This is a genomic window from Salmonella sp. NW645, assembly GCF_051703725.1.
Taxonomy (GTDB): Bacteria; Pseudomonadota; Gammaproteobacteria; order Enterobacterales; family Enterobacteriaceae; genus Salmonella; species Salmonella enterica.
In genome coordinates, this window is the sequence record NZ_JAMMKR010000009.1 from 174,987 (window position 1) to 199,205 (window position 24,219).

General features: G+C 54.3%; 17 protein-coding genes and 1 tRNA gene. 9 read left to right on the plus strand and 9 right to left on the minus strand.

Translation table 11 applies throughout. The annotated features are described in order from the left end of the window. The first annotated feature begins 4 nt into the window (after positions 1-4). On the plus strand, positions 5-2,281 hold the full coding sequence (gene clpA, locus NA389_RS18875) for an ATP-dependent Clp protease ATP-binding subunit ClpA (RefSeq protein ID WP_000934064.1): 2,277 nt from the start codon (positions 5-7) through the stop codon (positions 2,279-2,281). A 148-nt stretch (positions 2,282-2,429) separates the two neighbouring features. Here the strand turns inward: clpA and NA389_RS18880 are convergent. The 4 genes from NA389_RS18880 to NA389_RS18895 form a co-directional block, all read right to left on the minus strand. Further along, positions 2,430-3,685, minus strand: a protein-coding gene (locus NA389_RS18880) for an IS3-like element ISSen1 family transposase (RefSeq protein WP_086013161.1) whose coding sequence is annotated in 2 segments (ribosomal slippage) — positions 2,430-3,334 and positions 3,334-3,685 — 1,257 coding nt in all. Because the reading frame shifts where the segments join, the coding sequence is not laid out codon by codon here. Between the two features lie 100 nt (positions 3,686-3,785). Continuing rightward, positions 3,786-3,873: transfer RNA gene (locus NA389_RS18885), tRNA-Ser, on the minus strand. A 148-nt stretch (positions 3,874-4,021) separates the two neighbouring features. After that, positions 4,022-4,699, minus strand: coding sequence for a hydrolase (locus NA389_RS18890; RefSeq protein ID WP_000097892.1), 678 nt, complete (start codon positions 4,697-4,699; stop codon positions 4,022-4,024). 19 nt (positions 4,700-4,718) lie between these two features. Next, the gene (locus NA389_RS18895) at positions 4,719-5,579 is read right to left on the minus strand and encodes a pirin family protein (RefSeq protein WP_000809969.1); all 861 of its coding nucleotides are present in this window, start codon (positions 5,577-5,579) and stop codon (positions 4,719-4,721) included. A 108-nt stretch (positions 5,580-5,687) separates the two neighbouring features. Between NA389_RS18895 and NA389_RS18900 the strand changes: the two genes are divergently transcribed. Then, positions 5,688-6,599 carry a LysR family transcriptional regulator gene (locus NA389_RS18900; RefSeq protein WP_000597928.1) on the plus strand — a complete coding sequence of 304 codons (912 nt, stop codon included), beginning with the start codon at positions 5,688-5,690 and terminating at the stop codon, positions 6,597-6,599. Positions 6,600-6,689: 90 nt separating this feature from the next. Here NA389_RS18900 and infA read toward each other — a convergent pair whose 3' ends face one another. The 5 genes from infA to trxB form a co-directional block, all read right to left on the minus strand. Next, complete coding sequence (gene infA, locus NA389_RS18905; RefSeq protein WP_001040187.1) at positions 6,690-6,908, minus strand: translation initiation factor IF-1; 219 nt, start codon at positions 6,906-6,908, stop codon at positions 6,690-6,692. 311 nt (positions 6,909-7,219) lie between these two features. Continuing rightward, positions 7,220-7,924, minus strand: a complete 705-nt coding sequence (aat, locus tag NA389_RS18910) for a leucyl/phenylalanyl-tRNA--protein transferase (RefSeq protein WP_001241640.1) — start codon at positions 7,922-7,924, stop codon at positions 7,220-7,222. Between the two features lie 44 nt (positions 7,925-7,968). Next, entirely contained in the window at positions 7,969-9,690 is a 1,722-nt protein-coding gene (cydC, locus tag NA389_RS18915) for a heme ABC transporter ATP-binding protein/permease CydC (RefSeq protein ID WP_001202249.1), read from the minus strand. Continuing rightward, positions 9,691-11,457 (minus strand): heme ABC transporter permease/ATP-binding protein CydD, encoded by a 1,767-nt coding sequence (cydD, locus tag NA389_RS18920; RefSeq protein ID WP_001044531.1) that lies wholly within the window; start codon positions 11,455-11,457, stop codon positions 9,691-9,693. 114 nt (positions 11,458-11,571) lie between these two features. Further along, positions 11,572-12,540: a thioredoxin-disulfide reductase gene (trxB, locus tag NA389_RS18925; protein ID WP_000537406.1), complete on the minus strand. Its 969-nt coding sequence runs from the start codon at positions 12,538-12,540 to the stop codon at positions 11,572-11,574. Positions 12,541-13,086: 546 nt separating this feature from the next. Here trxB and lrp point away from each other — a divergent pair. From lrp to NA389_RS18960, 7 genes are all read left to right on the plus strand, one after another. Continuing rightward, positions 13,087-13,581: a leucine-responsive transcriptional regulator Lrp gene (gene lrp / locus NA389_RS18930; protein ID WP_000228469.1), complete on the plus strand. Its 495-nt coding sequence runs from the start codon at positions 13,087-13,089 to the stop codon at positions 13,579-13,581. Between the two features lie 134 nt (positions 13,582-13,715). Next, positions 13,716-17,792, plus strand: a complete 4,077-nt coding sequence (gene ftsK, locus NA389_RS18935) for a DNA translocase FtsK (RefSeq protein ID WP_084921476.1) — start codon at positions 13,716-13,718, stop codon at positions 17,790-17,792. 142 nt (positions 17,793-17,934) lie between these two features. Continuing rightward, positions 17,935-18,546 carry an outer membrane lipoprotein chaperone LolA gene (gene lolA, locus NA389_RS18940; RefSeq protein WP_001519746.1) on the plus strand — a complete coding sequence of 204 codons (612 nt, stop codon included), beginning with the start codon at positions 17,935-17,937 and terminating at the stop codon, positions 18,544-18,546. A 9-nt stretch (positions 18,547-18,555) separates the two neighbouring features. Continuing rightward, a complete protein-coding gene (gene rarA, locus NA389_RS18945) occupies positions 18,556-19,899 on the plus strand; it encodes a replication-associated recombination protein RarA (protein ID WP_000067786.1) in 1,344 nt (447 codons plus the stop codon). Positions 19,900-20,157: 258 nt separating this feature from the next. Continuing rightward, complete coding sequence (serS, locus tag NA389_RS18950; RefSeq protein WP_000886699.1) at positions 20,158-21,450, plus strand: serine--tRNA ligase; 1,293 nt, start codon at positions 20,158-20,160, stop codon at positions 21,448-21,450. A gap of 237 nt (positions 21,451-21,687) precedes the next feature. Next, positions 21,688-24,132, plus strand: a complete 2,445-nt coding sequence (dmsA, locus tag NA389_RS18955; protein WP_079917102.1) for a dimethylsulfoxide reductase subunit A — start codon at positions 21,688-21,690, stop codon at positions 24,130-24,132. Positions 24,133-24,142: 10 nt separating this feature from the next. Next, on the plus strand, positions 24,143-24,219 hold a 77-nt coding region (locus NA389_RS18960; RefSeq protein WP_023215649.1), incomplete at its 3' end, for a 4Fe-4S binding protein.

The window sequence follows — 24,219 nt, forward strand, 5'->3', positions numbered from 1 at the left end:
GCCTATGCTCAATCAAGAACTGGAACTCAGTTTAAACATGGCTTTCGCCAGAGCGCGCGAGCACCGTCATGAGTTTATGACCGTCGAGCATCTGTTGCTGGCGCTGCTCAGCAACCCATCGGCTCGCGAAGCGCTGGAAGCATGCTCCGTGGATCTGGTGGCGCTCCGTCAGGAACTCGAAGCCTTCATTGAACAAACCACACCCGTACTGCCTGCCAGTGAAGAAGAGCGTGATACGCAGCCGACGTTAAGTTTCCAGCGTGTCCTGCAACGTGCCGTCTTCCACGTTCAGTCTTCCGGGCGTAGTGAAGTGACTGGCGCGAATGTGCTGGTGGCTATCTTTAGCGAACAGGAATCACAGGCGGCTTATCTGCTGCGTAAGCATGAAGTGAGCCGTCTGGATATCGTGAACTTTATTTCTCACGGGACGCGAAAAGACGAACCGAGCCAATCTTCCGATCTCGGCAATCAGCCAACTGGCGACGAACAAGCTGGTGGGGAGGAACGTATGGAAAACTTCACGACGAATCTTAACCAACTTGCTCGCGTGGGCGGCATCGATCCGCTGATTGGTCGTGAAAAAGAATTGGAACGCGCGATCCAGGTCTTGTGTCGTCGCCGTAAAAATAACCCGCTGCTGGTGGGGGAATCCGGCGTCGGCAAAACGGCGATTGCCGAAGGGCTGGCCTGGCGTATCGTGCAGGGCGATGTGCCGGAAGTAATGGCCGATTGCACCATTTACTCGCTGGATATCGGTTCGCTACTGGCGGGCACCAAATACCGCGGCGATTTTGAAAAACGGTTTAAGGCGTTGCTGAAACAGCTTGAGCAGGATACCAACAGCATCCTGTTTATCGATGAAATCCATACCATTATCGGCGCTGGCGCGGCGTCGGGCGGACAGGTGGATGCGGCAAATCTGATTAAACCGCTGCTTTCCAGCGGCAAGATCCGGGTGATCGGCTCAACGACCTATCAGGAGTTCAGCAATATTTTTGAGAAAGACCGCGCATTAGCGCGCCGTTTCCAGAAAATTGATATTACCGAGCCTTCGGTAGAAGAGACGGTGCAAATTATCAACGGCTTGAAACCTAAGTACGAAGCGCACCACGACGTGCGTTATACCGCGAAAGCGGTGCGTGCGGCGGTCGAGCTGGCGGTAAAATATATCAATGACCGCCATCTGCCGGATAAAGCCATTGACGTGATTGACGAAGCGGGCGCGCGGGCGCGTCTGATGCCGGTGAGCAAACGTAAGAAAACGGTCAACGTGGCGGATATTGAGTCCGTAGTGGCGCGAATTGCGCGAATTCCTGAAAAGAGCGTCTCGCAGAGCGATCGCGATACGCTGAAGAACTTGGGCGATCGTCTGAAAATGCTGGTCTTCGGCCAGGATAACGCGATTGAGGCGCTGACCGAAGCTATTAAGATGAGTCGTGCGGGTCTGGGCCATGAGCATAAACCTGTCGGCTCATTCTTGTTCGCCGGGCCAACTGGCGTAGGGAAAACTGAAGTTACGGTACAGCTTTCAAAAGCGTTGGGTATTGAGCTGTTGCGCTTCGATATGTCCGAATATATGGAGCGTCATACGGTGAGCCGTTTGATCGGCGCGCCTCCGGGATACGTCGGTTTCGACCAGGGTGGGCTGCTGACGGATGCGGTGATTAAGCATCCTCATGCGGTGCTGTTGCTGGATGAGATCGAAAAAGCGCACCCGGATGTCTTTAACCTGCTGCTGCAGGTGATGGATAACGGTACGCTGACCGATAACAACGGCCGTAAGGCGGATTTCCGCAACGTGGTGCTGGTGATGACCACCAACGCCGGCGTGCGAGAAACCGAACGTAAATCTATTGGTCTTATTCATCAGGACAACAGTACCGATGCGATGGGCGAGATCAAGAAAGTGTTTACGCCGGAGTTCCGTAACCGTCTCGACAACATTATTTGGTTCGATCATCTGTCTGGCGAGGTGATTCATCAGGTTGTCGATAAGTTTATCGTCGAGTTGCAGGCCCAGTTGGATCAGAAAGGCGTCTCCCTGGAAGTCAGTCAGGAAGCGCGCGACTGGCTGGCGGAAAAGGGCTATGACCGGGCGATGGGCGCACGACCGATGGCGCGTGTGATTCAGGATAACCTGAAAAAACCGCTGGCCAATGAGTTGCTGTTTGGATCGCTGGTTGATGGCGGACAGGTCACCGTCGCGCTGGATAAAGAGAAAAATGCGTTGACGTATGGCTTCCAGAGTGCGCAAAAGCACAAGCCGGAAGCCGCGCATTAATCTTCGTTTCACTGCCGTACAAACCGGGCCTTAGCGCCCGGTTTTTTTACGCCGGCTAATAGTTAGCCTGATGGCGTTGTGTTCGCGGTAGGCGGACAAGGCGCTTGTAAATTGCGTCATCATCCGGTAATCGACGGGGGTTTAATGACTAGTCCTGATATAGGTTGACAGTTTTTTGTCTGTAAAACGCCTGATGAACATCATCGGGCGTTTTGTATTTCAGGGCCAGGTGTGGCCGTTCATGGTTATAAATTGCCACGGACTCTTTTACTATTTCCCGCGCTTGCGCCAGGTCTGCAGGACGCGAGAGTAAAAACTCATTTTTCAGTATCCCGTTTATTCTCTCAGCCAGCGCATTCTGGTAGCAGTCGTAACCATCGGTCATTGAACAGGTTATTCCGTTTCGCTCATGAACTGACTGATAAAGTACCGAACAGTATTGCAGTCCTCTGTCAGAGTGATGTACCAGCGGACCTGTCGTTTTTCTCCGTCTCAGAGCCTGCCTGAATGCCTTTACCACATTTTCTGTCTGCAGGTTTTCCCCGACATGGTAACCCACGATTTTTCTGGAGCAGGCATCAGTGACCAGACTCAGATAGGCCGTGCCGCTGCGTAGTGGAAGGTAAGTAATATCGGCGACCCAGACCTGCTCTGGCTCAAGGGCGGTAACCTGTTCAGGGCCGGGTTTCAGCAGATTAGGATGCCGGTAAAAGCGATGATGGCTGTTGGTGGTTTTGTGATATGCCCGTTTCACGGGTACCAGGAGCCGGTATTCACCCAGCAGATTAAACAGACGGTCCCGTCCGATATTCAGCGTGTTATCGGCCTGCATGTTCAGCAGATAGTGCAGTTTACGCGTACCGATTCGCGGCTGACGGCACCGGGTACGGGCAACAAAATCAAGAACCTGAGCATGATGCTCCTGCCGTTTATTACATCTTGTATTGTACTGGTACCACGCCTGTCTGCTGTGCCCCAGGAACTGGCATGCACGCGTAACTGTTATTTTGGGGGCCTGACTTTGCGTGAGGACTTGCCGGGCCGCTTTTTTACAACACTTACCCCGTAATCATTTTTCAGGACGTTGATAACGCACTCAAAAAACTCAGCTTTCTGGTTTGCCAGCTCAAGCTGTTCTTCAAGTTCCCTGATTCTTTGCTCGGGTGTCAGCGGGATAGTTGTCTGAGCCACAGGCAGTTTCCTCTTCACCAGGTCAGGAAGTCCGGGTCTCCAGTCAAGCCGGCCATATTTACGCAGCCAGACAAGTACGGTGGAGCGCCCCTGAATGCCATATCGCTGCTGGGCCTGTTTATAGGTCATCTCGCCTTTTTCGACCTGCTCAACGACGGCTATTTTAAAGGATAGAGGATAATCGCGTTGGGTGCGTTTGAACTCAGTCATCATCACGTTCTCCGGATTTAAGTCTGGAACGTGTCAACGCTATTCAGGACGGGTCATATGTGAAAAAAAAGCCCGTACTTTCGTACGAGCTCTTTCTTAAATATGGCGGTGAGGGGGGGATTCGAACCCCCGATACGTTGCCGTATACACACTTTCCAGGCGTGCTCCTTCAGCCACTCGGACACCTCACCATATTGTATTGCTGCCTGACCACTTGGGGGGCAACGGGGCGCTACTATAGGGAGTTGCGCTAAAACGGTCAAGCAGAATTTACATATTCACTGTCGTTTGCTCATGCAATAGACACAATCCCCGCCCAAACTGGCGCGGGGAGGCAAATTAGCGCTGTGAATCCAACATTTCGTTGTTTTTCACCACATCCTGCGCTTTGCTGTAGCTTTCTATCAATAGTTGATAGGCCGGGAATACCTGAGTATAAACGTCGGCCCACGCGGCGGCGTCTTCACGGTTCCAGGTGCCTTGCAGCTCAGAGGCGACTGCGGCAGTATCCATCGGTATGACGCCAGCCTGTACGATACGCGCCAGGGTGATCTCCTGCGCCATCTTACTGTAGGTACCGGATGCGTCGATCACGGCAAATACCTTATAACCTTCCGCTACCGCGCTAATGGCCGGGAATGCCATGCACACGCTGGTAATCGTCCCGGCAATGATCAGCGTCTTACGACCCGTCGCTTTTACCGCCTTAACGAAATCTTCGTTATCCCAGGCGTTAATTTCACCTTTGCGTGCAATATACTGCGCATGTGGCGCATTAGCGTGGATCTCCGGGATCAGCGGGCCGTTCGGACCTTGCGGTACGGATGCCGTGGTAATGACCGGCATTTTCGCTAACGTCGCCATCTTCGCCAACGCCGCGGCGCGAGCGCGTAATTCCGGCATTGGCATATCGCCTACGGTCTGGAAAAGACCGCTTTGATGATCGATTAAAAGCATTACGGAATCGTTAACATCAATTACCGGGCGCAAACCATTAAAATTAGCAGGACTTGACATCGTGTTCTCCTTCATGTTTTCAGATTTGGCCAAAACGGCCGGAGTTGAAATCGCGGACTGCTTCTGCGATCTCTTGTTTCGTGTTCATAACAAATGGGCCGTAACCCACAATCGGTTCATTCAGCGGCTCGCCTGATAACAGCAATACGCTGGCGTCGCTGCTGGCCTCAAGGTGCAGCGTTTTCCCTTGCTGGCTCAATACCACCAGTTGCGCTTCGTTGACCGGCGTCGTGCCGTTCACCGTGATATTGCCTTTCAGTACCACCAGCGCGGTGCTCCATCCTTCCGGCTGTGCCAATGTAAGCTGGCGATTGCGTTGCAGGCGCATATCCCAGACATTGAGCGGCGAGAAAGTGTGCGCCGGGCCTTTTGTCTCTTCATAACGCCCTGCGATGACCCGCACGACTCCGGCGTCATCCGGCAACGTAACGGTCGGGATAACATCGTGGGTAATGCTTTGATAACCCGGGGTGGTCATTTTGTCCTTCATTGGAAGGTTAACCCACAACTGCACCATTTCCAGTTCGCCGCCCCGACGGGTAAACGCGTCGGAATGGAACTCTTCATGCAAAATGCCTGCGCCTGCGGTCATCCACTGAACGTCGCCCGGGCCGATAACGCCGCCGCGACCGGTAGAGTCCCGATGCTCGACTTCGCCACTATAAACAATCGTCACGGTCTCGAAACCGCGGTGTGGATGTTCCCCAACACCGCGTTTTTCATTACCCGGCGTAAATGTGTGCGGCCCGGCATAATCCAGCAGCAGGAATGGACTCAACTGCTGCGCATGTGACTGATAAGAAAAGAGTGAACGAACCGGAAATCCATCGCCAACCCAGTGCGGGCGAGGTGCGGTATAGACGCCTGTAATCTGTTTCATGGTGTTCTCCTCAGTGGCGTTGTCTTGATGTGAATAAGCTTATATTCATGACAAAAGGTTCGGTAGTGGCTAAAATGGCTCATACCGTTCCATTAATAGGACAATGTAATGATAAAAACGGATCTCAATGATTTTGCGTGGTTTGTGCATGTGGTCGAAGAGGGTGGGTTTGCCGCGGCGGGACGTGCGCTTGATGAACCAAAATCAAAACTGAGCCGGCGTATTGCGCAACTGGAGGAACGGCTGGGCGTGCGATTGATTCAGCGAACCACCCGGCAGTTTAACGTTACCGAAGTGGGACAAACATTCTATGAGCACTGTAAAGCGATGCTGGTGGAAGCTCAGGCGGCGCAGGATGCCATTGCCGCATTGCAGGTAGAGCCTCGCGGTATCGTGAAGCTGACCTGCCCGGTGACGCTGCTGCATGTACACATCGGCCCAATGCTGGCGAAATTTATGGCGCGTTATCCTGATGTTTCGCTACAGCTTGAAGCGACCAATCGTCGGGTGGACGTCGTAGGGGAGGGGGTGGATGTGGCGATTCGCGTCAGGCCGCGCCCGTTTGAAGATAGCGACTTGGTGATGCGCGTCCTGGCTGACAGAGGGCATCGCCTGTTTGCCAGCCCGGATCTTATCGCACGGATGGGAATCCCTTCCGCGCCGGCGGAGTTGAGTCATTGGCCAGGGCTAAGTCTTGCATCCGGCAAGCATATCCACCGCTGGGAACTTTACGGCCCGCAGGGCGCGCGTGCGGAAGTCCATTTTACCCCGCGTATGATTACTACAGACATGTTGGCGCTACGCGAGGCGGCGATGGCGGGCGTGGGGCTTGTGCAGTTACCTGTCTTAATGGTGAAAGAACAACTGGCCGCCGGTGAACTGGTCGCGGTGCTGGAAGAGTGGGAGCCCCGGCGGGAGGTTATTCATGCTGTGTTCCCATCCCGGCGAGGATTATTACCTTCCGTACGCGCGTTGGTCGATTTTTTGACGGAAGAGTATGCGCGGATGGTGGAAGAGTAACCTGCTCGTCATTCATCGACTTAATGGACGCAAAAAAGGCCGGTTAAACCGACCTTTTATCCAGCCGCCCTTCAGGGCGTGAGGAGACAATTAGCGACTACGGAAGACAATGCGGCCTTTGCTCAGGTCGTACGGGGTCAGCTCAACGGTCACTTTGTCGCCCGTCAGGATGCGGATGTAGTTCTTACGCATTTTACCGGAGATGTGTGCAGTAACCACGTGACCGTTTTCTAACTCTACGCGGAACATGGTATTAGGTAACGTTTCGAGAACGGTACCTTGCATTTCAATATTGTCTTCTTTGGCCATCTAATCCTCTGGGGTATCACTACCATAATTTGAACCGGCAAGATAATGCCGAACTTCTTTTGATAAGTAAAGATTTGTGCGTTTAAAACACAGCAAACCAGGTTTAGCACATGATTCCGCGACACACGACAACGCCGCGTTATACACCCTTTCCCTGATACTACCGCCTGATGTATCGACATAAGCGCAACATATAAGGGAACGGTGAAATAAACGATGGGCGTTACCTGACAACGGGCTGCGGGATAATATGCTAAACCAATTCTGCGGCAGCAATTATAACACCCCAATAAAAAATGTGCCGAAAACATTCACTTCCGGGGCAAAAATAATGTCCGCGGCACCCAAAAACGGGAGGCCAGCGGCTGTTGGCGTAAGGCCGCGAGGTGATCGAGGTAGTCACGACGTGGAATTTCAATGGCGCCGAGCGAGGCGGTATGACTATTAAGTACCTGACAATCAATAAGTTTACCGCCGTGACGGATAAATTCAGCGCAAAAAACCAGCAGTGCGGTTTTAGAGGCATTCTCCTGGCGGCTAAACATCGATTCGCCGCAAAACAGCGCCCCCTGCGAGACGCCATACATCCCGCCGACCAGTTCCTGATCACGCCACACTTCAATGGAGTGCGCGTGGCCCAATTCATGTAATCGGCGATAGGCTTCCTCAATACCACGCGTTATCCAGGTGCCTTCGTCACGGTGATTGGCGCATCCATCAATGACCCGATCGAAAGCGTAATTGAGCGTCACGCGGTAAGGGGATGCGTTGTGAAAGCGCTTCATGCTGCGACTGAGGTGAAACTTTTCAGGCCACAGCACGGCGCGCGGATCGGGCGACCACCACAGAATCGGGTCGCCCGGCGAAAACCACGGGAAAATCCCGTGCTGGTAGGCCATTAACAACCGGGCAGGGCTGAGATCGCCGCCCAGCGCCAGTAAACCGTTAGGCTCGCGTAAAGCGCCTTCCGGCGAAGGGAAGGCGATAGAATGTCGGGAAAGCTGAACCAGACGCATGACGGCGAAACTCCAGTACGCAAGTCGGATCGTTCAATAATAGCTTACAGACGTTGTTTAAACTGATAATAGCGCCCTTGTCCGGCTAACAATTCTGCATGAGTGCCTCGCTCAATGATGCGCCCGTCGTCCATTACGATGATTTGATCAAAACGGGCCAGGCCGCGCAAACGGTGAGTCACCATCAGGACGGTTTTCTCGCGCATCACATCGGCAAGTAATTCCAGCATTTCGCTCTCGGTGGTCGCATCCAGCCCCTCAGTGGGCTCATCCAACAGCATTAACGGGGCATCGTGCAACAGCGCGCGGGCGATGGCCAGGCGACGAAGTTCGCCGCCGGACAGCAGACGACCGCCTTCGCCAAGCCAGCTATTAAGCCCACTATCTTCGAGCAGATTTTCGAGGCCGACGCGACGCAGCATGTCGGAAAGGGCTTCGTCGCTGGCATTGGGCGCCGCCAGTAATAAATTATCACGCAGTGTGGCGCTGAACAGGTGGACACGCTGCGGCACCACGCTGATAGTCTGGCGTAAGGCGGATTCGCTCAGCGAGGATAGCGGAAGATCGTTGAGCAGAATTTCGCCTTGTTGCGGGTCCCAGGCGCGGGTGAGTAGCTGCAACAGCGTTGATTTTCCGCAGCCGGTACGCCCCAGAATAGCGACATGCTCGCCAGGATTAGCCTGTAATGAGAGGGCATTGAGCGCATTAATCGGCTGGTCGGGATAACGAAACGAAACGTCCCGCAGGGTGAGTGTGACCTTTTCCGGCGCGGGAGTTTCTGCCTGTGGAAAGGTCACCTCCGGTTTTTGCTCCGTTAATTCAGTGATACGAAGCGCAGAGGCGATAACCTGCCCCAGATGCTGGAATGCGCCGGTAACGGGCGCAAGCGCCTCGAAAGCCGCCAGCGCGCAGAAGACAAACAGCGCGATGAGCGCGCCGGGCTGCGTATTGCCGCCAACGCCGCCGGAGGCCATCCACAACATTAACATCACCGCCAGCGCGCCAATCAGCAGCATTAACGCCTGCGATAAGGCGGTCAGTTCAGACTGTCGGCGTTGGGCCTCATGCCATTGTAATTCGGTGGCTTCCATTTGCGCCCGATAGCGTTTGCTGGCGCCAAAAATGGTGAGTTCCGCCTGGCCCTGTAACCATGACGTGAGCTGTTGGCGATACTGACCTCGTAGATGCGTCAGATTTTGGCCGGTATTTTTGCCGGCGCGATAAAACACCGGCGGCATAATAAACAGCGTCAACAGCATAATGCCGCCCAGCGTGATCGCCAGCGTCACGTCGAGAACGCTAAGCCCCAGGGTGACAATCATAATCACTACAAAAGCGCCGACCAGCGGGGAGATGACGCGCAAATAGAGATGATCCAGCGTGTCGACGTCGGCAACGATGCGGTTCAGCAGTTCACCTTGCTGATATCGTGCCAGACCCGCGGGGGAGAGCGGTAGAAGTTTGCTGAAGGTGTAAATACGCAGATGTTGCAGCACGCGGAACGTGGCGTCATGACTTACCAGACGTTCAAAATAACGACCGGCGGTACGGGTAATGGCCGCGCCGCGCACGCCGGCTGCCGGGAGCATATAGTTAAAACTGTAAATTCCCGCGAAGCCTGCGATAGCGGACGCGGACAGGAACCAGCCGGAAAGCGTCAGCAGCCCGATACTGGCAAGCAGGGTCAGGATTGCCAGCGCAATTCCCAGCGTTAGCATCCATTTGTGGCGTTTATAAAGCGTCAGATAAGGGAGTAGCGCGCGCATTTAAATATCCTCCTGACGGTGAGCCAATAACGTCGCAAAAGCGCCGTTGGCAGCGCTGAGTTCGGCATAACTGCCTTGTTCGACAATCGCGCCATCTTGCATAACCCAGATAGCGTCCCAGTCGGCGAGATCTTCCAACTGATGCGTCACCATTAATGTGGTCTGGCGTTTTGACGCCGCTTTTAACGCTTGCATGACGCGTTGCTCGCTGTGAGCGTCCAGGCTTGCCGCCGGTTCATCCAGCAGTAGCAGTTGACAGGGATTAAGTAGCGCACGGGCGACCGCTACACGCTGTGCCTGGCCGACGGAAAGTCTGCTGGCATGATTGCCGAGCGGGGTGTCTACTCCCTGCGGCAGCAGCGGTAAAAACTCGCTTACCCATGCGGCGTCAAGCGCGGCATAAAGTTCCTGCTCGCTGGCGTCCGGGCGCGCCAGTAATACATTTTCGCGTAGCGTCGCCGCAGGTAATTGCGGGTTTTGTCCGACCCAGGAGAGATGCTGGCGCCAGGATTCCGGCGAGAGATCGCGAAGCTCGACACCGTTAATACGCAAAGATCCCTGATAGGAGAGAAAACCGGATAATACATTCAACAGAGAGCTTTTACCGGAACCGCTGCGTCCTACCAGGACGGCGCGTTCTCCTGCCGCTAATGAGAAATTCAGCGGCCCGGCAAGCGTTTTGCCTTCTGGCGAGGTGATAATAAGATTGACTGCGTCAATGGTTACAGGTTCGTTTTCCGCCAGCTCAACTTCGCCGCGCGCCGGGTGGGCGAGGGGTGTTTCCAGAAATGTCTTCAGACTATCCGCCGCGCCAACCGCCTGCGCCTTAGCATGATAAAACGTGCCGAGGTCGCGTAACGGCTGGAAAAACTCCGGCGCGAGGATCAAAGCGAGGAACCCGGCGGCGAGCGTCACACCAGTACCGTAATGACCAAAGTTCAGCTCGCCTAGGTAAGAGAAGCCAAAATAAACGGCGACCAGCGCAATAGAAAGCGAGGTGAAAAACTCCAGCACGCCGGAAGATAAAAAGGCGAGGCGCAGTACTTCCATCGTGCGTTGACGAAAATCCTGCGATGCTGCGCGAATGTTCTCGGTTTCCGCTTCTCCACGACCGAAAATTCGCAGCGTTTCCATCCCGCGCAGACGGTCAAGAAAATGGCCGCTTAGCCGGGCAAGCGCCAGGAAATTGCGGCGGTTGGCGTCAGCCGCGCCCATTCCCACCATCGCCATAAATAGGGGAATGAGCGGGGCAGTGCCCAGCAGAATCAGCGCCGCCGCCCAATTTGACGGGAAAATCGCCGCCACGATTAAGAGCGGTACGCAAACGGCAAGCGCCATTTGCGGCAGATAGCGCGCATAATAGTCATGCATATCGTCAATCTGTTCCAACACCAGCGTCGCCCAGCTACCGGCGGGCTTGCCCTGAATCCAGGCAGGGCCGGCTTGCTGCAGACGATCCAACACCTGACGGCGGATCTCAAAGCGAATATGTTGTCCGGCATGAAAACCGACGCGCTCGCGCAACCACACCACCCAGGCGCGAAGGACAAAGACCAGTATCAGCAGGATAAAAGGGAGCAACAGCGCTTCCCGTGGAATGTTCTCCATGATCATATGTTGCAGGATACGCGCCATGATCCAGGCCTGAGCGACAATTAATACGCCACTCATGAATCCCAACAGGCGGGAAATATTCAACCACCGTTGGGAGATTACGCTTTGCTGTTTTAACCAGCGGGTCAGCTCTTTTTGACGGGTTTTATTCATTGCACGCTTAGCAGGTGAGTTATTAGAATTTCAGGCAGGGGCAATGTTACAACGACGCAAAAATAAAGGCGACTTATAGTCGCCTTTTTTACTTTTGTTACTGATTTGTAAAAACTATTTGCTCGCGTCGGCCAGACCATCGAGATAGCGTTCAGCATCCAGCGCCGCCATACAGCCCGTACCTGCAGAGGTGATCGCCTGACGGTAAATATGATCCATAACGTCACCCGCCGCGAATACGCCAGGGATGCTGGTTTGTGTGGCGTTGCCATGGGTGCCGGACTGAACTTTGATATAACCATTTTCCAGCTCAAGCTGGCCTTCGAAGAGCGCCGTGTTTGGGCTATGACCGATGGCTACGAAAAGTCCGGCGATATCCAGCGTCTCGATATTATCGCTCTGCTGCGTGTCGCGAAGACGCAGACCGGTGACGCCCATCTGATCGCCGGTCACTTCTTCCAGCGTCCGGTTGGTGTGCAGAATGATATTGCCATTTTCAACTTTATCCATCAGGCGCTTAATGAGGATTTTTTCAGCGCGGAAACCGTCACGGCGATGGATAAGGTGCACTTCCGAAGCGATGTTGGACAGATAAAGCGCTTCTTCAACTGCGGTGTTACCGCCGCCGATCACCGCCACTTTCTGGTTGCGGTAGAAGAAACCGTCGCAGGTTGCGCAGGCGGAAACGCCGCGCCCTTTAAAGGCTTCTTCCGATGGCAGCCCCAGATAGCGCGCGGAAGCGCCGGTCGCAATGATCAACGCATCGCAAGTGTACTCTGCGCTGTCACCTGTCAGACGGAACGGACGATTTTGCAGATCCACTTTGTTGATGTGATCAAAAATTATCTCGGTTTCAAATTTTGCCGCATGTTCATGCATGCGTTCCATCAGCAGCGGGCCGGTCAAATCGTTTGGATCGCCGGGCCAGTTTTCCACTTCCGTCGTGGTAGTCAGTTGACCGCCTTTTTCCATACCGGTAATAAGTACTGGCTGTAAATTTGCGCGCGCGGCATACACCGCCGCGGTATATCCCGCCGGTCCTGAGCCCAGAATAAGCAGCTTACTGTGTTTGGTCGTGCCCATGAGATCCCCATAGTTGTTGGCAGACAATGAGCAGAATTGTAGGGAATTTACAGACGTAAAAAAAGAGCATAACGATTTTGTTAACAATATGTGTAATAGCATGAACCGATGAACGACCGGGACAGCGACGTTATCATCACAAATTTTACTTGAAATCGGTAACTTATAAGGTGACGAAATGACAGTTTACCGCCCTCTCTAATGAATAACTGGCATGTTGTACTAAAAATCGATGTTTTGCTTTGACAATCACCTGCTGTTTTGCGAAAACATTCGAGGAAGAAAAAAACTGTGTTATGTATGTGCTGCATAATCATGCATGTAAATACCATGTTTACCGGGCTAGTGAAATCTACGCATGGCGTGGACAGACGCCATTCGTGATGTCGATAGCTGCCGCGAGGCAACGGTCTTCTCACCATAGACCAGGCATTGCGCGCCGTTAATCCCTCTGGGTTTCGGTCTATTGTGATGGGCAGCGACTCTGAACAGTGATGTGAGTAGAGTCAGGCAGGAGTAGGGAAGGAATACAGAGAGACAATAATAATGGTAGATAGCAAGAAGCGCCCTGGCAAAGATCTCGACCGTATCGATCGTAACATTCTTAATGAACTGCAAAAGGATGGGCGTATTTCCAACGTCGAGCTTTCTAAACGAGTAGGGCTTTCGCCGACACCTTGCCTTGAGCGTGTGCGTCGGCTGGAGCGACAGGGGTTTATCCAGGGCTATACGGCGCTGTTGAACCCGCATTATCTGGATGCGTCACTTCTGGTATTCGTTGAGATTACCTTAAATCGCGGCGCGCCGGATGTGTTTGAACAGTTTAATGCCGCCGTGCAAAAGCTTGAAGAGATTCAGGAGTGTCATTTGGTTTCCGGCGATTTCGACTACCTGTTGAAAACCCGTGTACCGGATATGTCAGCGTATCGAAAACTATTGGGAGAGACGTTGCTGCGCTTGCCAGGTGTGAACGACACCCGAACTTACGTAGTGATGGAAGAGGTAAAACAGAGTAATCGTCTGGTTATTAAGACACGCTAACACGGAACAGGTGCAAAATCGCCGTAGTTTGATTACACTCCTGTTAATCCATACAGCAACAGTGCCGGGGCAACCCGGTGCTGTTGTCCGTTTTAGCATCGGGCAGGAAAAGCCTGGAACCTGGAGAGCCTTTTTTGAGCCAGGAATATACTGAAGACAAAGACGTCACATTGACGAAGTTAAGCAGCGGGCGCCGACTTCTGGAAGCGTTGTTGATACTTATTGCCCTTTTTGCCGTCTGGTTGATGGCGGCCTTGTTGAGCTTTAACCCTTCGGACCCCAGTTGGTCGCAAACCGCCTGGCATGAACCCATCCATAATTTAGGCGGCGCGCCGGGCGCGTGGCTGGCCGATACACTGTTCTTTATTTTTGGCGTAATGGCCTACACCATCCCTGTCATTATTGTCGGCGGGTGCTGGTTTGCGTGGCGTCATCAGTCTACGGATGATTACATCGACTATTTTGCTGTGTCGCTACGCCTTATCGGCGTGCTGGCGCTGATTCTCACTTCCTGCGGTCTGGCGGCCATTAATGCCGACGATATCTGGTATTTCGCCTCTGGCGGCGTAATTGGCAGCCTGTTAAGCACCACGCTGCAGCCGTTGTTGCATAGTAGCGGCGGAACGATAATGCTTCTCTGTATTTGGGCTGCCGGGCTGACGCTCTTTACCGGTTGGTCCTGGGTTAGTATCGCCGAAAAATTAGGCGGCTGGTTGCTTAATATACTGACCTTCGCCAGCAACCGTACCCGGCGTGATGATACGTGGGTTGACGACGAAGAGTATGATGACGAATACGATGAAGAAACCGACGGCGTGCAGCGTGAATCTCGCCGGGCGCGTATTTTGCGCGGCGCGTTGGCGCGTCGTAAGCGACTGGCTGAAAAATTCAGCAATCCACGGGGCCGTCAGACCGATGCCGCGCTCTTTTCCGGCAAACGGATGGATGATGACGAGGACATTCAGTATAGCGCACGCGGCGTCGCTGCCGATCCCGACGACGTTCTGTTTTCGGGCAACCGTGCGACGCAGCCGGAATATGATGAATATGATCCGCTGTTAAACGGCCATTCTGTCACCGAACCGGTTGCCGCCGCTGCGGCAGCAACCGCCGTCACCCAGACGTGGGCAGCGTCCGCCGATCCCATAATGCAAACGCCGCCCATGCCGGGGGCTGAGCCGGTTGTCGCGCAACCGACCGTGGAGTGGCAGCCCGTACCGGGGCCGCAAACCGGCGAGCCGGTTATCGCGCCTGCGCCGGAGGGGTATCAGCCGCATCCGCAATATGCTCAACCGCAGGAGGCGCAAAGTGCGCCGTGGCAGCAACCTGTGCCTGTCGCTTCCGCGCCGCAATACGCCGCGACGCCAGCGACCGCAGCAGAGTATGACTCTCTTGCGCCGCAGGAAACACAGCCGCAATGGCAGGCGCCGGATGCCGAACAACACTGGCAGCCGGAGCCGACCCATCAGCCGACGCCGGTTTATCAGCCGGAGCCGATAGCGGCTGAACCTTCCCACATGCCGCCGCCGGTTATCGAACAGCCGGTTGCCACCGAGCCTGAACCTGTCATAGAAGAGACCAGACCCGCCCGTCCTCCGCTTTACTATTTTGAAGAGGTGGAAGAGAAACGCGCCCGTGAGCGCGAACAACTGGCGGCATGGTATCAACCGATTCCGGAGCCGGTAAAAGAGAACGTGCCGGTTAAACCTACGGTATCTGTCACGCCATCCATACCGCCAGTGGAAGCGGTAGCCGCCGCCGCGTCGCTTGACGCAGGTATTAAGAGTGGCGCCCTGGCAGCAGGCGCCGCGGCCGCTGCGCCTGCATTTGGTCTGGCTACCGGCGGCGCGCCGCGTCCGCAGGTGAAAGAGGGGATTGGTCCGCAACTGCCGCGTCCGAACCGCGTTCGCGTGCCGACCCGACGGGAACTGGCGTCGTACGGTATTAAGCTGCCGTCACAGAGGATTGCAGAAGAAAAAGCCCGCGAGGCGGAGCGCAATCAGTACGAGACGGGCGCGCAGCTAACCGATGAAGAAATAGATGCAATGCATCAGGACGAGTTAGCCCGTCAGTTTGCGCAGTCGCAGCAGCATCGTTATGGTGAGGCGTATCAGCATGATACTCAACAGGCAGAAGATGACGATACCGCTGCGGAAGCTGAATTAGCCCGTCAGTTTGCCGCTTCGCAACAGCAGCGATATTCCGGCGAGCAACCCGCTGGCGCGCAGCCGTTCTCACTGGACGATCTGGATTTCTCGCCAATGAAAGTATTGGTTGATAAAGGTCCGCACGAACCGCTGTTCACGCCGAGTGTCATGCCCGAATCAACGCCTGTTCAGCAGCCGGTAGCACCGCAGCCGCAGTATCAACAGCCGCAACAGCCGGTAGCGCCGCAGCCGCAGTATCAGCAGCCGCAACAGCCGGTAGCGCCGCAGCCACAGTACCAGCAGCCGCAGCAGCCGATAGCACCGCAACCGCAGTATCAGCAGCCGCAACAGCCGGTAGCGCCGCAGCCACAGTATCAGCAGCCGCAGCAGCCGGTAGCGCCGCAGCCACAGTATCAGCAGCCGCAGCAACCGACAGCGCCGCAGCCGCAGTATCAGCAGCCGCAACAGCCGGTAGCGCCGCAGCCGCAGTATCAGCAGCCGCAACAGCCGGTAGCGCCGCAAGACAGCCTGATTCACCCGCTGTTGATGCGTAACGGCGACAGTCGTCCATTACAGCGTCCGACGACGCCGCTGCCTTCGTTAGATCTTCTGACGCCGCCGCCGAGCGAAGTTGAACCGGTAGATACCTTTGCGCTGGAGCAAATGGCGCGTCTGGTTGAAGCGCGTCTGGCGGATTTCCGCATTAAAGCTGATGTGGTGAACTATTCGCCAGGCCCGGTCATTACTCGCTTTGAACTGAATCTGGCCCCGGGCGTTAAAGCGGCGCGTATCTCCAACCTTTCCCGGGATCTGGCGCGCTCATTGTCAACGGTAGCCGTACGCGTTGTGGAAGTCATTCCAGGCAAACCTTACGTAGGGTTGGAATTGCCGAACAAGAAACGGCAAACCGTTTATCTGCGCGAAGTGTTGGATAACGCCAAATTCCGCGAGAATCCGTCGCCGCTTACCGTGGTGTTAGGTAAGGATATCGCGGGCGATCCGGTAGTGGCGGATCTGGCGAAAATGCCTCACCTGCTGGTGGCCGGTACGACCGGTTCCGGTAAGTCGGTCGGGGTTAACGCCATGATCCTCAGTATGCTGTATAAAGCGCAGCCGGAAGACGTTCGCTTTATCATGATCGACCCGAAAATGTTAGAGCTCTCGGTCTATGAAGGTATACCGCATCTGCTGACAGAAGTTGTTACCGACATGAAAGACGCGGCTAACGCGTTACGCTGGAGCGTCAATGAGATGGAGCGTCGCTATAAGCTGATGTCCGCGCTCGGCGTGCGTAATCTGGCTGGGTATAACGAGAAAATCGCCGAAGCGGCCCGCATGGGGCGTCCGATTCCGGACCCGTACTGGAAGCCGGGCGACAGTATGGATGTTCAGCATCCGGTTCTGGAAAAACTGCCGTATATCGTGGTACTGGTTGATGAATTTGCCGACCTGATGATGACCGTCGGTAAAAAAGTTGAAGAGCTGATCGCGCGTCTGGCGCAGAAAGCGCGCGCCGCGGGGATTCACCTGGTACTGGCGACGCAGCGTCCGTCGGTCGATGTGATTACTGGTTTAATTAAAGCCAACATTCCAACCCGTATCGCTTTTACCGTATCCAGTAAGATCGACTCCCGCACCATTCTTGATCAGGGTGGCGCTGAGTCGTTATTGGGAATGGGGGACATGCTCTACTCCGGACCAAACTCCACCATGCCGGTACGTGTCCATGGGGCGTTTGTGCGTGACCAGGAAGTCCATGCGGTGGTGCAGGACTGGAAAGCTCGAGGTCGTCCGCAATATGTGGATGGCATTACCTCCGACAGCGAAAGCGAAGGTGGCGGTGGCGGTTTTGACGGCGGCGAAGAATTAGATGCGCTATTCGATCAGGCCGTTAATTTCGTCACCCAGAAGCGTAAAGCGTCCATTTCCGGCGTTCAGCGTCAGTTCCGCATCGGCTATAACCGTGCGGCGCGTATTATCGAACAGATGGAAGCGCAGGGTATTGTCAGCGCTCAGGGGCATAACGGTAATCGTGAAGTGCTGGCTCCGCCGCCTTTTGAGTAAACCTGTAAGCCGGATGGCGCTGTGCAGGCTGCCATCCGGCAACAAAATTCAGTATTTTCTTCTTTCCTCATGCTGATTTTTGGCCTGGAATAGAAAGCAAAAGGAGCTCCTGGTCGGGAGTGTCGAAACCTGAGGAATAATGATGAAAAAAATGGCAATCGCCTGTGCATTACTTTCAAGCGTTGTAGCCAGCAGCGTATGGGCTGACGCCGCCAGCTCTCTGAAAAGCCGTCTGGATAAAGTGAGCAGCTTTCATGCCACCTTTACTCAAAAAGTCACCGATGGCAGCGGTGCCGCGGTGCAGGAGGGACAGGGTGATTTATGGGTTAAGCGGCCAAATCTATTCAACTGGCATATGACGCAACCTGACGAGAGTATTCTGGTTTCTGACGGCAAAACGTTATGGTTCTATAACCCGTTTGTAGAACAGGCTACCGCCACGTGGTTGAAAGATGCCACCGGAAATACACCGTTTATGCTGATTGCCCGCAACCAGGCCAGCGACTGGCAGCAGTATAATATTAAGCAGGATGGCGATAATTTTGTGCTGACGCCGAAAGCCAGCAACGGCAATCTGAAACAGTTCACCATCAATGTGGGACGCGACGGGACTATCCACCAGTTTAGCGCCGTAGAACAAGACGATCAGCGTAGCGCCTATCAGCTAAAATCCCAGCAAAACGGCGCTGTTGATCCGTCAAAATTTACGTTTACTCCGCCGCAAGGGGTAACGATAGACGACCAACGTAAGTAGAGGCGATGAGTGAGCAATCTGTCGCTCGATTTTTCTGATAATACGTTTCAACCGCTGGCCGCGCGGATGCGGCCGGAAAATTTAGCGCAGTATATCGGCCAGCAGCATTTGCTGGCCGCAGGTAAGCCGTTGCCTCGCGCTATTGAGGCCGGGCATCTGCACTCCATGATTTTATGGGGGCCGCCAGGGACGGGGAAAACCACGCTCGCTGAAGTGATCGCCCGCTACGCCAGCGCCGATGTCGAGCGTATTTCCGCCGTCACTTCTGGGGTAAAAGAGATTCGCGAAGCTATCGAGCGCGCCCGCCAGAATCGTAATGCCGGTCGCCGTACCATCCTGTTTGTCGATGAAGTGCATCGCTTTAACAAAAGCCAGCAGGACGCCTTTTTACCGCATATCGAAGATGGCACTATCACCTTTATCGGCGCGACCACGGAAAATCCCTCTTTTGAGCTGAACTCGGCGCTATTGTCGCGAGCGCGGGTCTATCTGCTGAAATCGTTGACCACTGACGATATTGAGCAAGTACTGGACCAGGCGATGCAGGACAAAACGCGTGGTTACGGCGATCAGGATATCGTGTTACCGGATGAGACACGGCGAGCGATTGCTGAGCTGGTCAATGGCGACGCGCGGCGCGCCTTAAATACGCTGGAAATGATGGCCGATATGGCGGAGGCGGATGATAGCGGCAAACGCGTTTTATTGCCCTCCTTGTTGACCGAGATCGCCGGCGAGCGCAGCGCGCGTTTTGATAACAAAGGCGATCGCTTCTACGATCTTATTTCCGCCTTACATAAATCAGTGCGCGGCAGCGCGCCGGATGCCGCCCTCTATTGGTATGCCCGTATCATTACCGCGGGAGGCGATCCGCTGTACGTGGCGCGTCGCTGCCTGGCGATTGCCTCGGAAGATGTGGGTAATGCCGATCCGCGCGCGATGCAGGTCGCCATTGCCGCGTGGGATTGTTTCACCCGCGTTGGTCCGGCTGAAGGCGAAAGGGCGATCGCGCAGGCTATCGTTTATCTCGCCTGCGCGCCGAAGAGCAACGCCGTCTATACCGCCTTTAAGGCTGCGCTGGCCGACGCGCGCGAACGTCCTGATTATGACGTTCCTGTCCATCTGCGTAATGCGCCAACCAAACTGATGAAAGAGATGGGCTATGGCCAGGAGTACCGCTATGCCCACGATGAGCCCAATGCCTATGCTGCGGGTGAAGTGTACTTCCCGCCGGAAATCGCGCAAACGCGCTATTATCATCCGACAAATCGTGGTCTGGAAGGCAAGATTGGCGAAAAGCTCGCCTGGCTGGCTGAACAGGATCAAAATAGCCCCACAAAACGCTACCGCTAGTGTAAACGTTGCGGTAAGGTTATCTCTAAATATGATGCTCCAGGTATCATGGCGTTGATGATGAACCTCGTTATGCCTGATAGCACGTTGCTTATGAGGTCCGCGGGTATAGCGCAATGGATGCGTTGTTGCTGTCGTCGGTCAGGTAAGGCGAAAACGTCGCTATTACGTAAACGCGGTTTACGTTCATCAATACAATCAGAGGCGATCATCAATTGATCGCGTTTCCTTTTATTATTCGATAAGCACAGGATAAGCATGCTCGATCCCAATCTGCTGCGTAATGAGCCAGACGCAGTCGCTGAAAAACTGGCACGCCGGGGCTTTAAGCTGGATGTAGATAAGCTGCGCGCTCTTGAAGAGCGTCGTAAAGTTTTGCAGGTCAACACGGAAAACCTGCAGGCGGAGCGTAATTCTCGATCGAAATCCATCGGCCAGGCGAAAGCGCGCGGGGAAGATATCGAGCCTTTACGCCTGGAAGTGAATAAACTGGGCGAAGAGCTGGATGCGGCGAAAGCCGAGCTGGATACCTTGCTGGCGGAGATCCGCAATATCGCGCTGACCATCCCAAACCTGCCTGCGGATGAAGTGCCGGTAGGTAAAGATGAAAACGACAACGTTGAAGTCAGCCGCTGGGGTACCCCGCGTGAGTTTGATTTTGAAATCCGCGATCACGTCACCTTAGGGGAAATGCACTCCGGCCTCGACTTTGCCGCCGCGGTTAAGCTGACCGGCTCCCGTTTTGTAGTGATGAAAGGACAGATTGCGCGTATGCATCGCGCATTGTCGCAGTTCATGTTGGATCTGCATACGGAACAGCACGGCTATAGCGAAAACTACGTGCCGTATCTGGTTAACCACGACACGCTGTATGGCACCGGTCAACTGCCGAAATTCGCAGGCGATTTGTTCCATACCCGTCCGCTGGAAGAAGAAGCAGACAGCAGCAACTATGCTTTGATCCCGACGGCGGAGGTTCCGCTGACCAATCTGGTACGCGATGAAATCATCGACGAAGATCAGCTGCCAATTAAAATGACGGCGCATACGCCTTGTTTCCGTTCTGAAGCAGGTTCTTATGGTCGTGATACCCGTGGCCTGATTCGTATGCATCAGTTTGACAAAGTGGAAATGGTGCAGATCGTTCGCCCGGAAGATTCTATGGCTGCGTTGGAAGAGATGACCGGTCACGCGGAAAAAGTGCTCCAGCTACTGGGACTGCCGTACCGTAAAATTATTCTGTGCACTGGTGATATGGGCTTCGGCGCCTGCAAAACGTATGACCTCGAAGTCTGGGTTCCGGCGCAGAATACCTACCGCGAGATCTCTTCCTGCTCTAACGTCTGGGACTTCCAGGCGCGTCGTATGCAGGCACGCTGTCGCAGCAAGTCCGACAAAAAGACCCGTCTGGTCCATACCCTGAATGGTTCTGGTCTGGCGGTAGGTCGTACCCTGGTGGCCGTGATGGAAAACTATCAGCAGGCTGATGGTCGCATTGAAGTGCCGGAAGTATTACGTCCGTACATGAACGGACTGGAATATATCGGCTAATCCTCGCTTTCTCTTCTTCTAAAAAGCGCCTTCGGGCGCTTTTTTTATGCCAGTTTGATACCGGACAATAATCCCTACCCTATTAGGGGTAATACTGATTTCGAATGAAGGTCAGTTTTTAACGCTATTTTTCTATTTTTTCGATATATATCAGACTTTATAGCGACGTTATCGCTATATAAAATTCTATACATCGTTTTATTGTTTTTTTTATTGTGAGCAGCAGAGTGAGCCCTTATGAAAACTAAGATCCCTGATGCCGTGCTGGCAGCCGAGGTGAGCCGTCGTGGTTTAGTCAAAACCACCGCGATAGGCGGCCTGGCGATGGCCAGTAGCGCATTTACCCTGCCATTTACCCGCATCGCTAACGCCGCAGAGGCGATAAGCCCGGCGAAAACCGGCGAGAAAGTCGTCTGGAGCGCCTGTACGGTAAACTGTGGCAGCCGTTGTCCGCTACGTATGCATGTTGTGGATGGCGAAATCAAATATGTAGAAACGGATAATACCGGAAACGATGATTACGATGGCCTGCACCAGGTTCGCGCCTGCCTGCGCGGTCGTTCTATGCGTCGTCGCGTCTATAACCCGGATCGGCTCAAGTATCCGATGAAGCGCGTCGGCGCGCGCGGCGAAGGTAAATTTGAGCGTATTAGCTGGGACGAAGCCTACGATATCATTGCCACCAATATGCAGCGTCTTATCAAAGAGTATGGCAACGAGTCCATTTATCTGAACTATGGCACGGGTACGCTGGGCGGCACTTTGACACGTTCATGGCCGCCAGGAAAAACGCTGGTCGCTCGTCTGATGAACTGCTGCGGCGGTTATCTTAACCACTACGGTGATTACTCTTCCGCGCAAATCGCAGCGGGTCTGAACTACACCTATGGCGGCTGGGCGGATGGCAATAGTCCATCCGACATTGAAAACAGTAAGCTGGTGGTGTTGTTTGGTAATAACCCTGGCGAAACCCGCATGAGCGGGGGCGGTGTAACGTATTATCTTGAACAGGCGCGGCAGAAATCAAACGCGCGGATGATCATTATCGATCCTCGTTACACCGACACCGGCGCCGGTCGCGAAGATGAGTGGATTCCGATTCGTCCAGGTACCGATGCGGCGCTGGTCAATGGTCTGGCATATGTCTTAATCACCGAGAACATGGTCGATCAGCCGTTCCTGGACAAATATTGCGTCGGTTATGACGAAAAAACCTTGCCTGCCAGCGCGCCGAAAAACGGTCACTACAAAGCCTATATTCTGGGCCAGGGTAAAGACGGTATTGCGAAGACGCCGGAGTGGGCGGCGCAAATTACCGGTATTCCGGCGGATCGCATTATTAAGCTGGCGCGAGAAATCGGCAGTGCTAAACCCGCCTATATTTGCCAGGGGTGGGGGCCACAGCGTCATGCTAATGGAGAAATCGCCACGCGCGCCATCACGATGCTGGCGATCCTGACGGGTAATGTTGGGATTAACGGCGGTAACAGCGGCGCGCGCGAAGGGTCTTATGCCCTGCCATTTGAACGTATGCCCACGTTAGAAAACCCGGTTGAAACCAGCATCTCCATGTTTATGTGGACCGATGCCATTGAACGCGGCCCGGAAATGACGGCGCTGCGTGATGGCGTGCGGGGGAAAGATAAGCTGGACGTGCCGATCAAAATGATCTGGAACTATGCTGGCAACTGTTTGATTAACCAGCACTCTGAGATTAACCGCACCCACGAAATCCTGCAGGATGACAAGAAATGCGAAATGATCGTCGTTATCGACTGTCATATGACATCGTCGGCAAAATACGCCGATATTCTGTTGCCTGATTGCACTGCTTCTGAGCAGATGGACTTTGCGCTGGATGCCTCCTGCGGAAACATGTCTTACGTTATCTTCACTGACCAGGCGATTAAACCTCGCTTCGAGTGTAAGACGATTTATGAGATGACCAGCGAACTGGCGAAACGTCTTGGCGTGGAACAACAGTTTACCGAAGGACGGACGCAAGAAGAGTGGATGCGTCATCTGTACGAACAGTCGCGTAAATCCATTCCGAATCTGCCCACCTTTGAGGAGTTCCGTAAGCAAGGCATCTTCAAACAGCGTGACCCCGAAGGCCACCATGTCGCCTATAAAGACTTCCGCGAAGATCCGCAAGCGAATCCACTTACAACGCCATCGGGCAAGATTGAAATCTATTCACAGGCGTTGGCGGATATCGCCGCCACCTGGGAGCTGCCGGAAGGCGACGTGATCGATCCATTACCGATCTACACGCCAGGTTTTGAAAACTATAACGATCCGCTAACGGATAAATTCCCGCTGCAGTTGACGGGTTTCCACTATAAAGCGCGTGTACATTCCACTTATGGCAACGTAGACGTACTGAAAGCCGCCTGTCGCCAGGAAATGTGGATTAACCCAATGGATGCGCAGAAACGCGGTATCAACAATGGCGATAAAGTCCGCATCTTCAACGATCGCGGCGAAGTACATATCGAGGCTAAAGTGACGCCGCGCATGATGCCGGGCGTGGTCGCCCTGGGAGAAGGCGCATGGTATGACCCGGATGCAAAACGCGTGGATCAGGGCGGATGTATTAACGTACTGACGACCCAACGTCCTTCTCCGCTGGCGAAGGGGAACCCGTCACATACGAACCTCGTTCAGGTTGAAAAGGCGTAAGGAGTAACCGATGACAACCCAGTATGGATTTTTTATTGATTCCAGCCGTTGCACCGGTTGCAAAACCTGCGAACTGGCCTGCAAGGA

Bases quoted from the DNA above. Each gene is read 5' to 3' on its own strand.
- clpA (WP_000934064.1), top strand. From the start codon at position 5: ATGCTCAATCAAGAACTGGAACTCAGTTTAAACATGGCTTTCGCCAGA.
- NA389_RS18890 (WP_000097892.1), bottom strand. From the start codon at position 4,699: ATGTCAAGTCCTGCTAATTTTAATGGTTTGCGCCCGGTAATTGATGTT.
- NA389_RS18895 (WP_000809969.1), bottom strand. From the start codon at position 5,579: ATGAAACAGATTACAGGCGTCTATACCGCACCTCGCCCGCACTGGGTT.
- NA389_RS18900 (WP_000597928.1), top strand. From the start codon at position 5,688: ATGATAAAAACGGATCTCAATGATTTTGCGTGGTTTGTGCATGTGGTC.
- infA (WP_001040187.1), bottom strand. From the start codon at position 6,908: ATGGCCAAAGAAGACAATATTGAAATGCAAGGTACCGTTCTCGAAACG.
- aat (WP_001241640.1), bottom strand. From the start codon at position 7,924: ATGCGTCTGGTTCAGCTTTCCCGACATTCTATCGCCTTCCCTTCGCCG.
- cydC (WP_001202249.1), bottom strand. From the start codon at position 9,690: ATGCGCGCGCTACTCCCTTATCTGACGCTTTATAAACGCCACAAATGG.
- cydD (WP_001044531.1), bottom strand. From the start codon at position 11,457: ATGAATAAAACCCGTCAAAAAGAGCTGACCCGCTGGTTAAAACAGCAA.
- trxB (WP_000537406.1), bottom strand. From the start codon at position 12,540: ATGGGCACGACCAAACACAGTAAGCTGCTTATTCTGGGCTCAGGACCG.
- lrp (WP_000228469.1), top strand. From the start codon at position 13,087: ATGGTAGATAGCAAGAAGCGCCCTGGCAAAGATCTCGACCGTATCGAT.
- lolA (WP_001519746.1), top strand. From the start codon at position 17,935: ATGAAAAAAATGGCAATCGCCTGTGCATTACTTTCAAGCGTTGTAGCC.
- serS (WP_000886699.1), top strand. From the start codon at position 20,158: ATGCTCGATCCCAATCTGCTGCGTAATGAGCCAGACGCAGTCGCTGAA.
- dmsA (WP_079917102.1), top strand. From the start codon at position 21,688: ATGAAAACTAAGATCCCTGATGCCGTGCTGGCAGCCGAGGTGAGCCGT.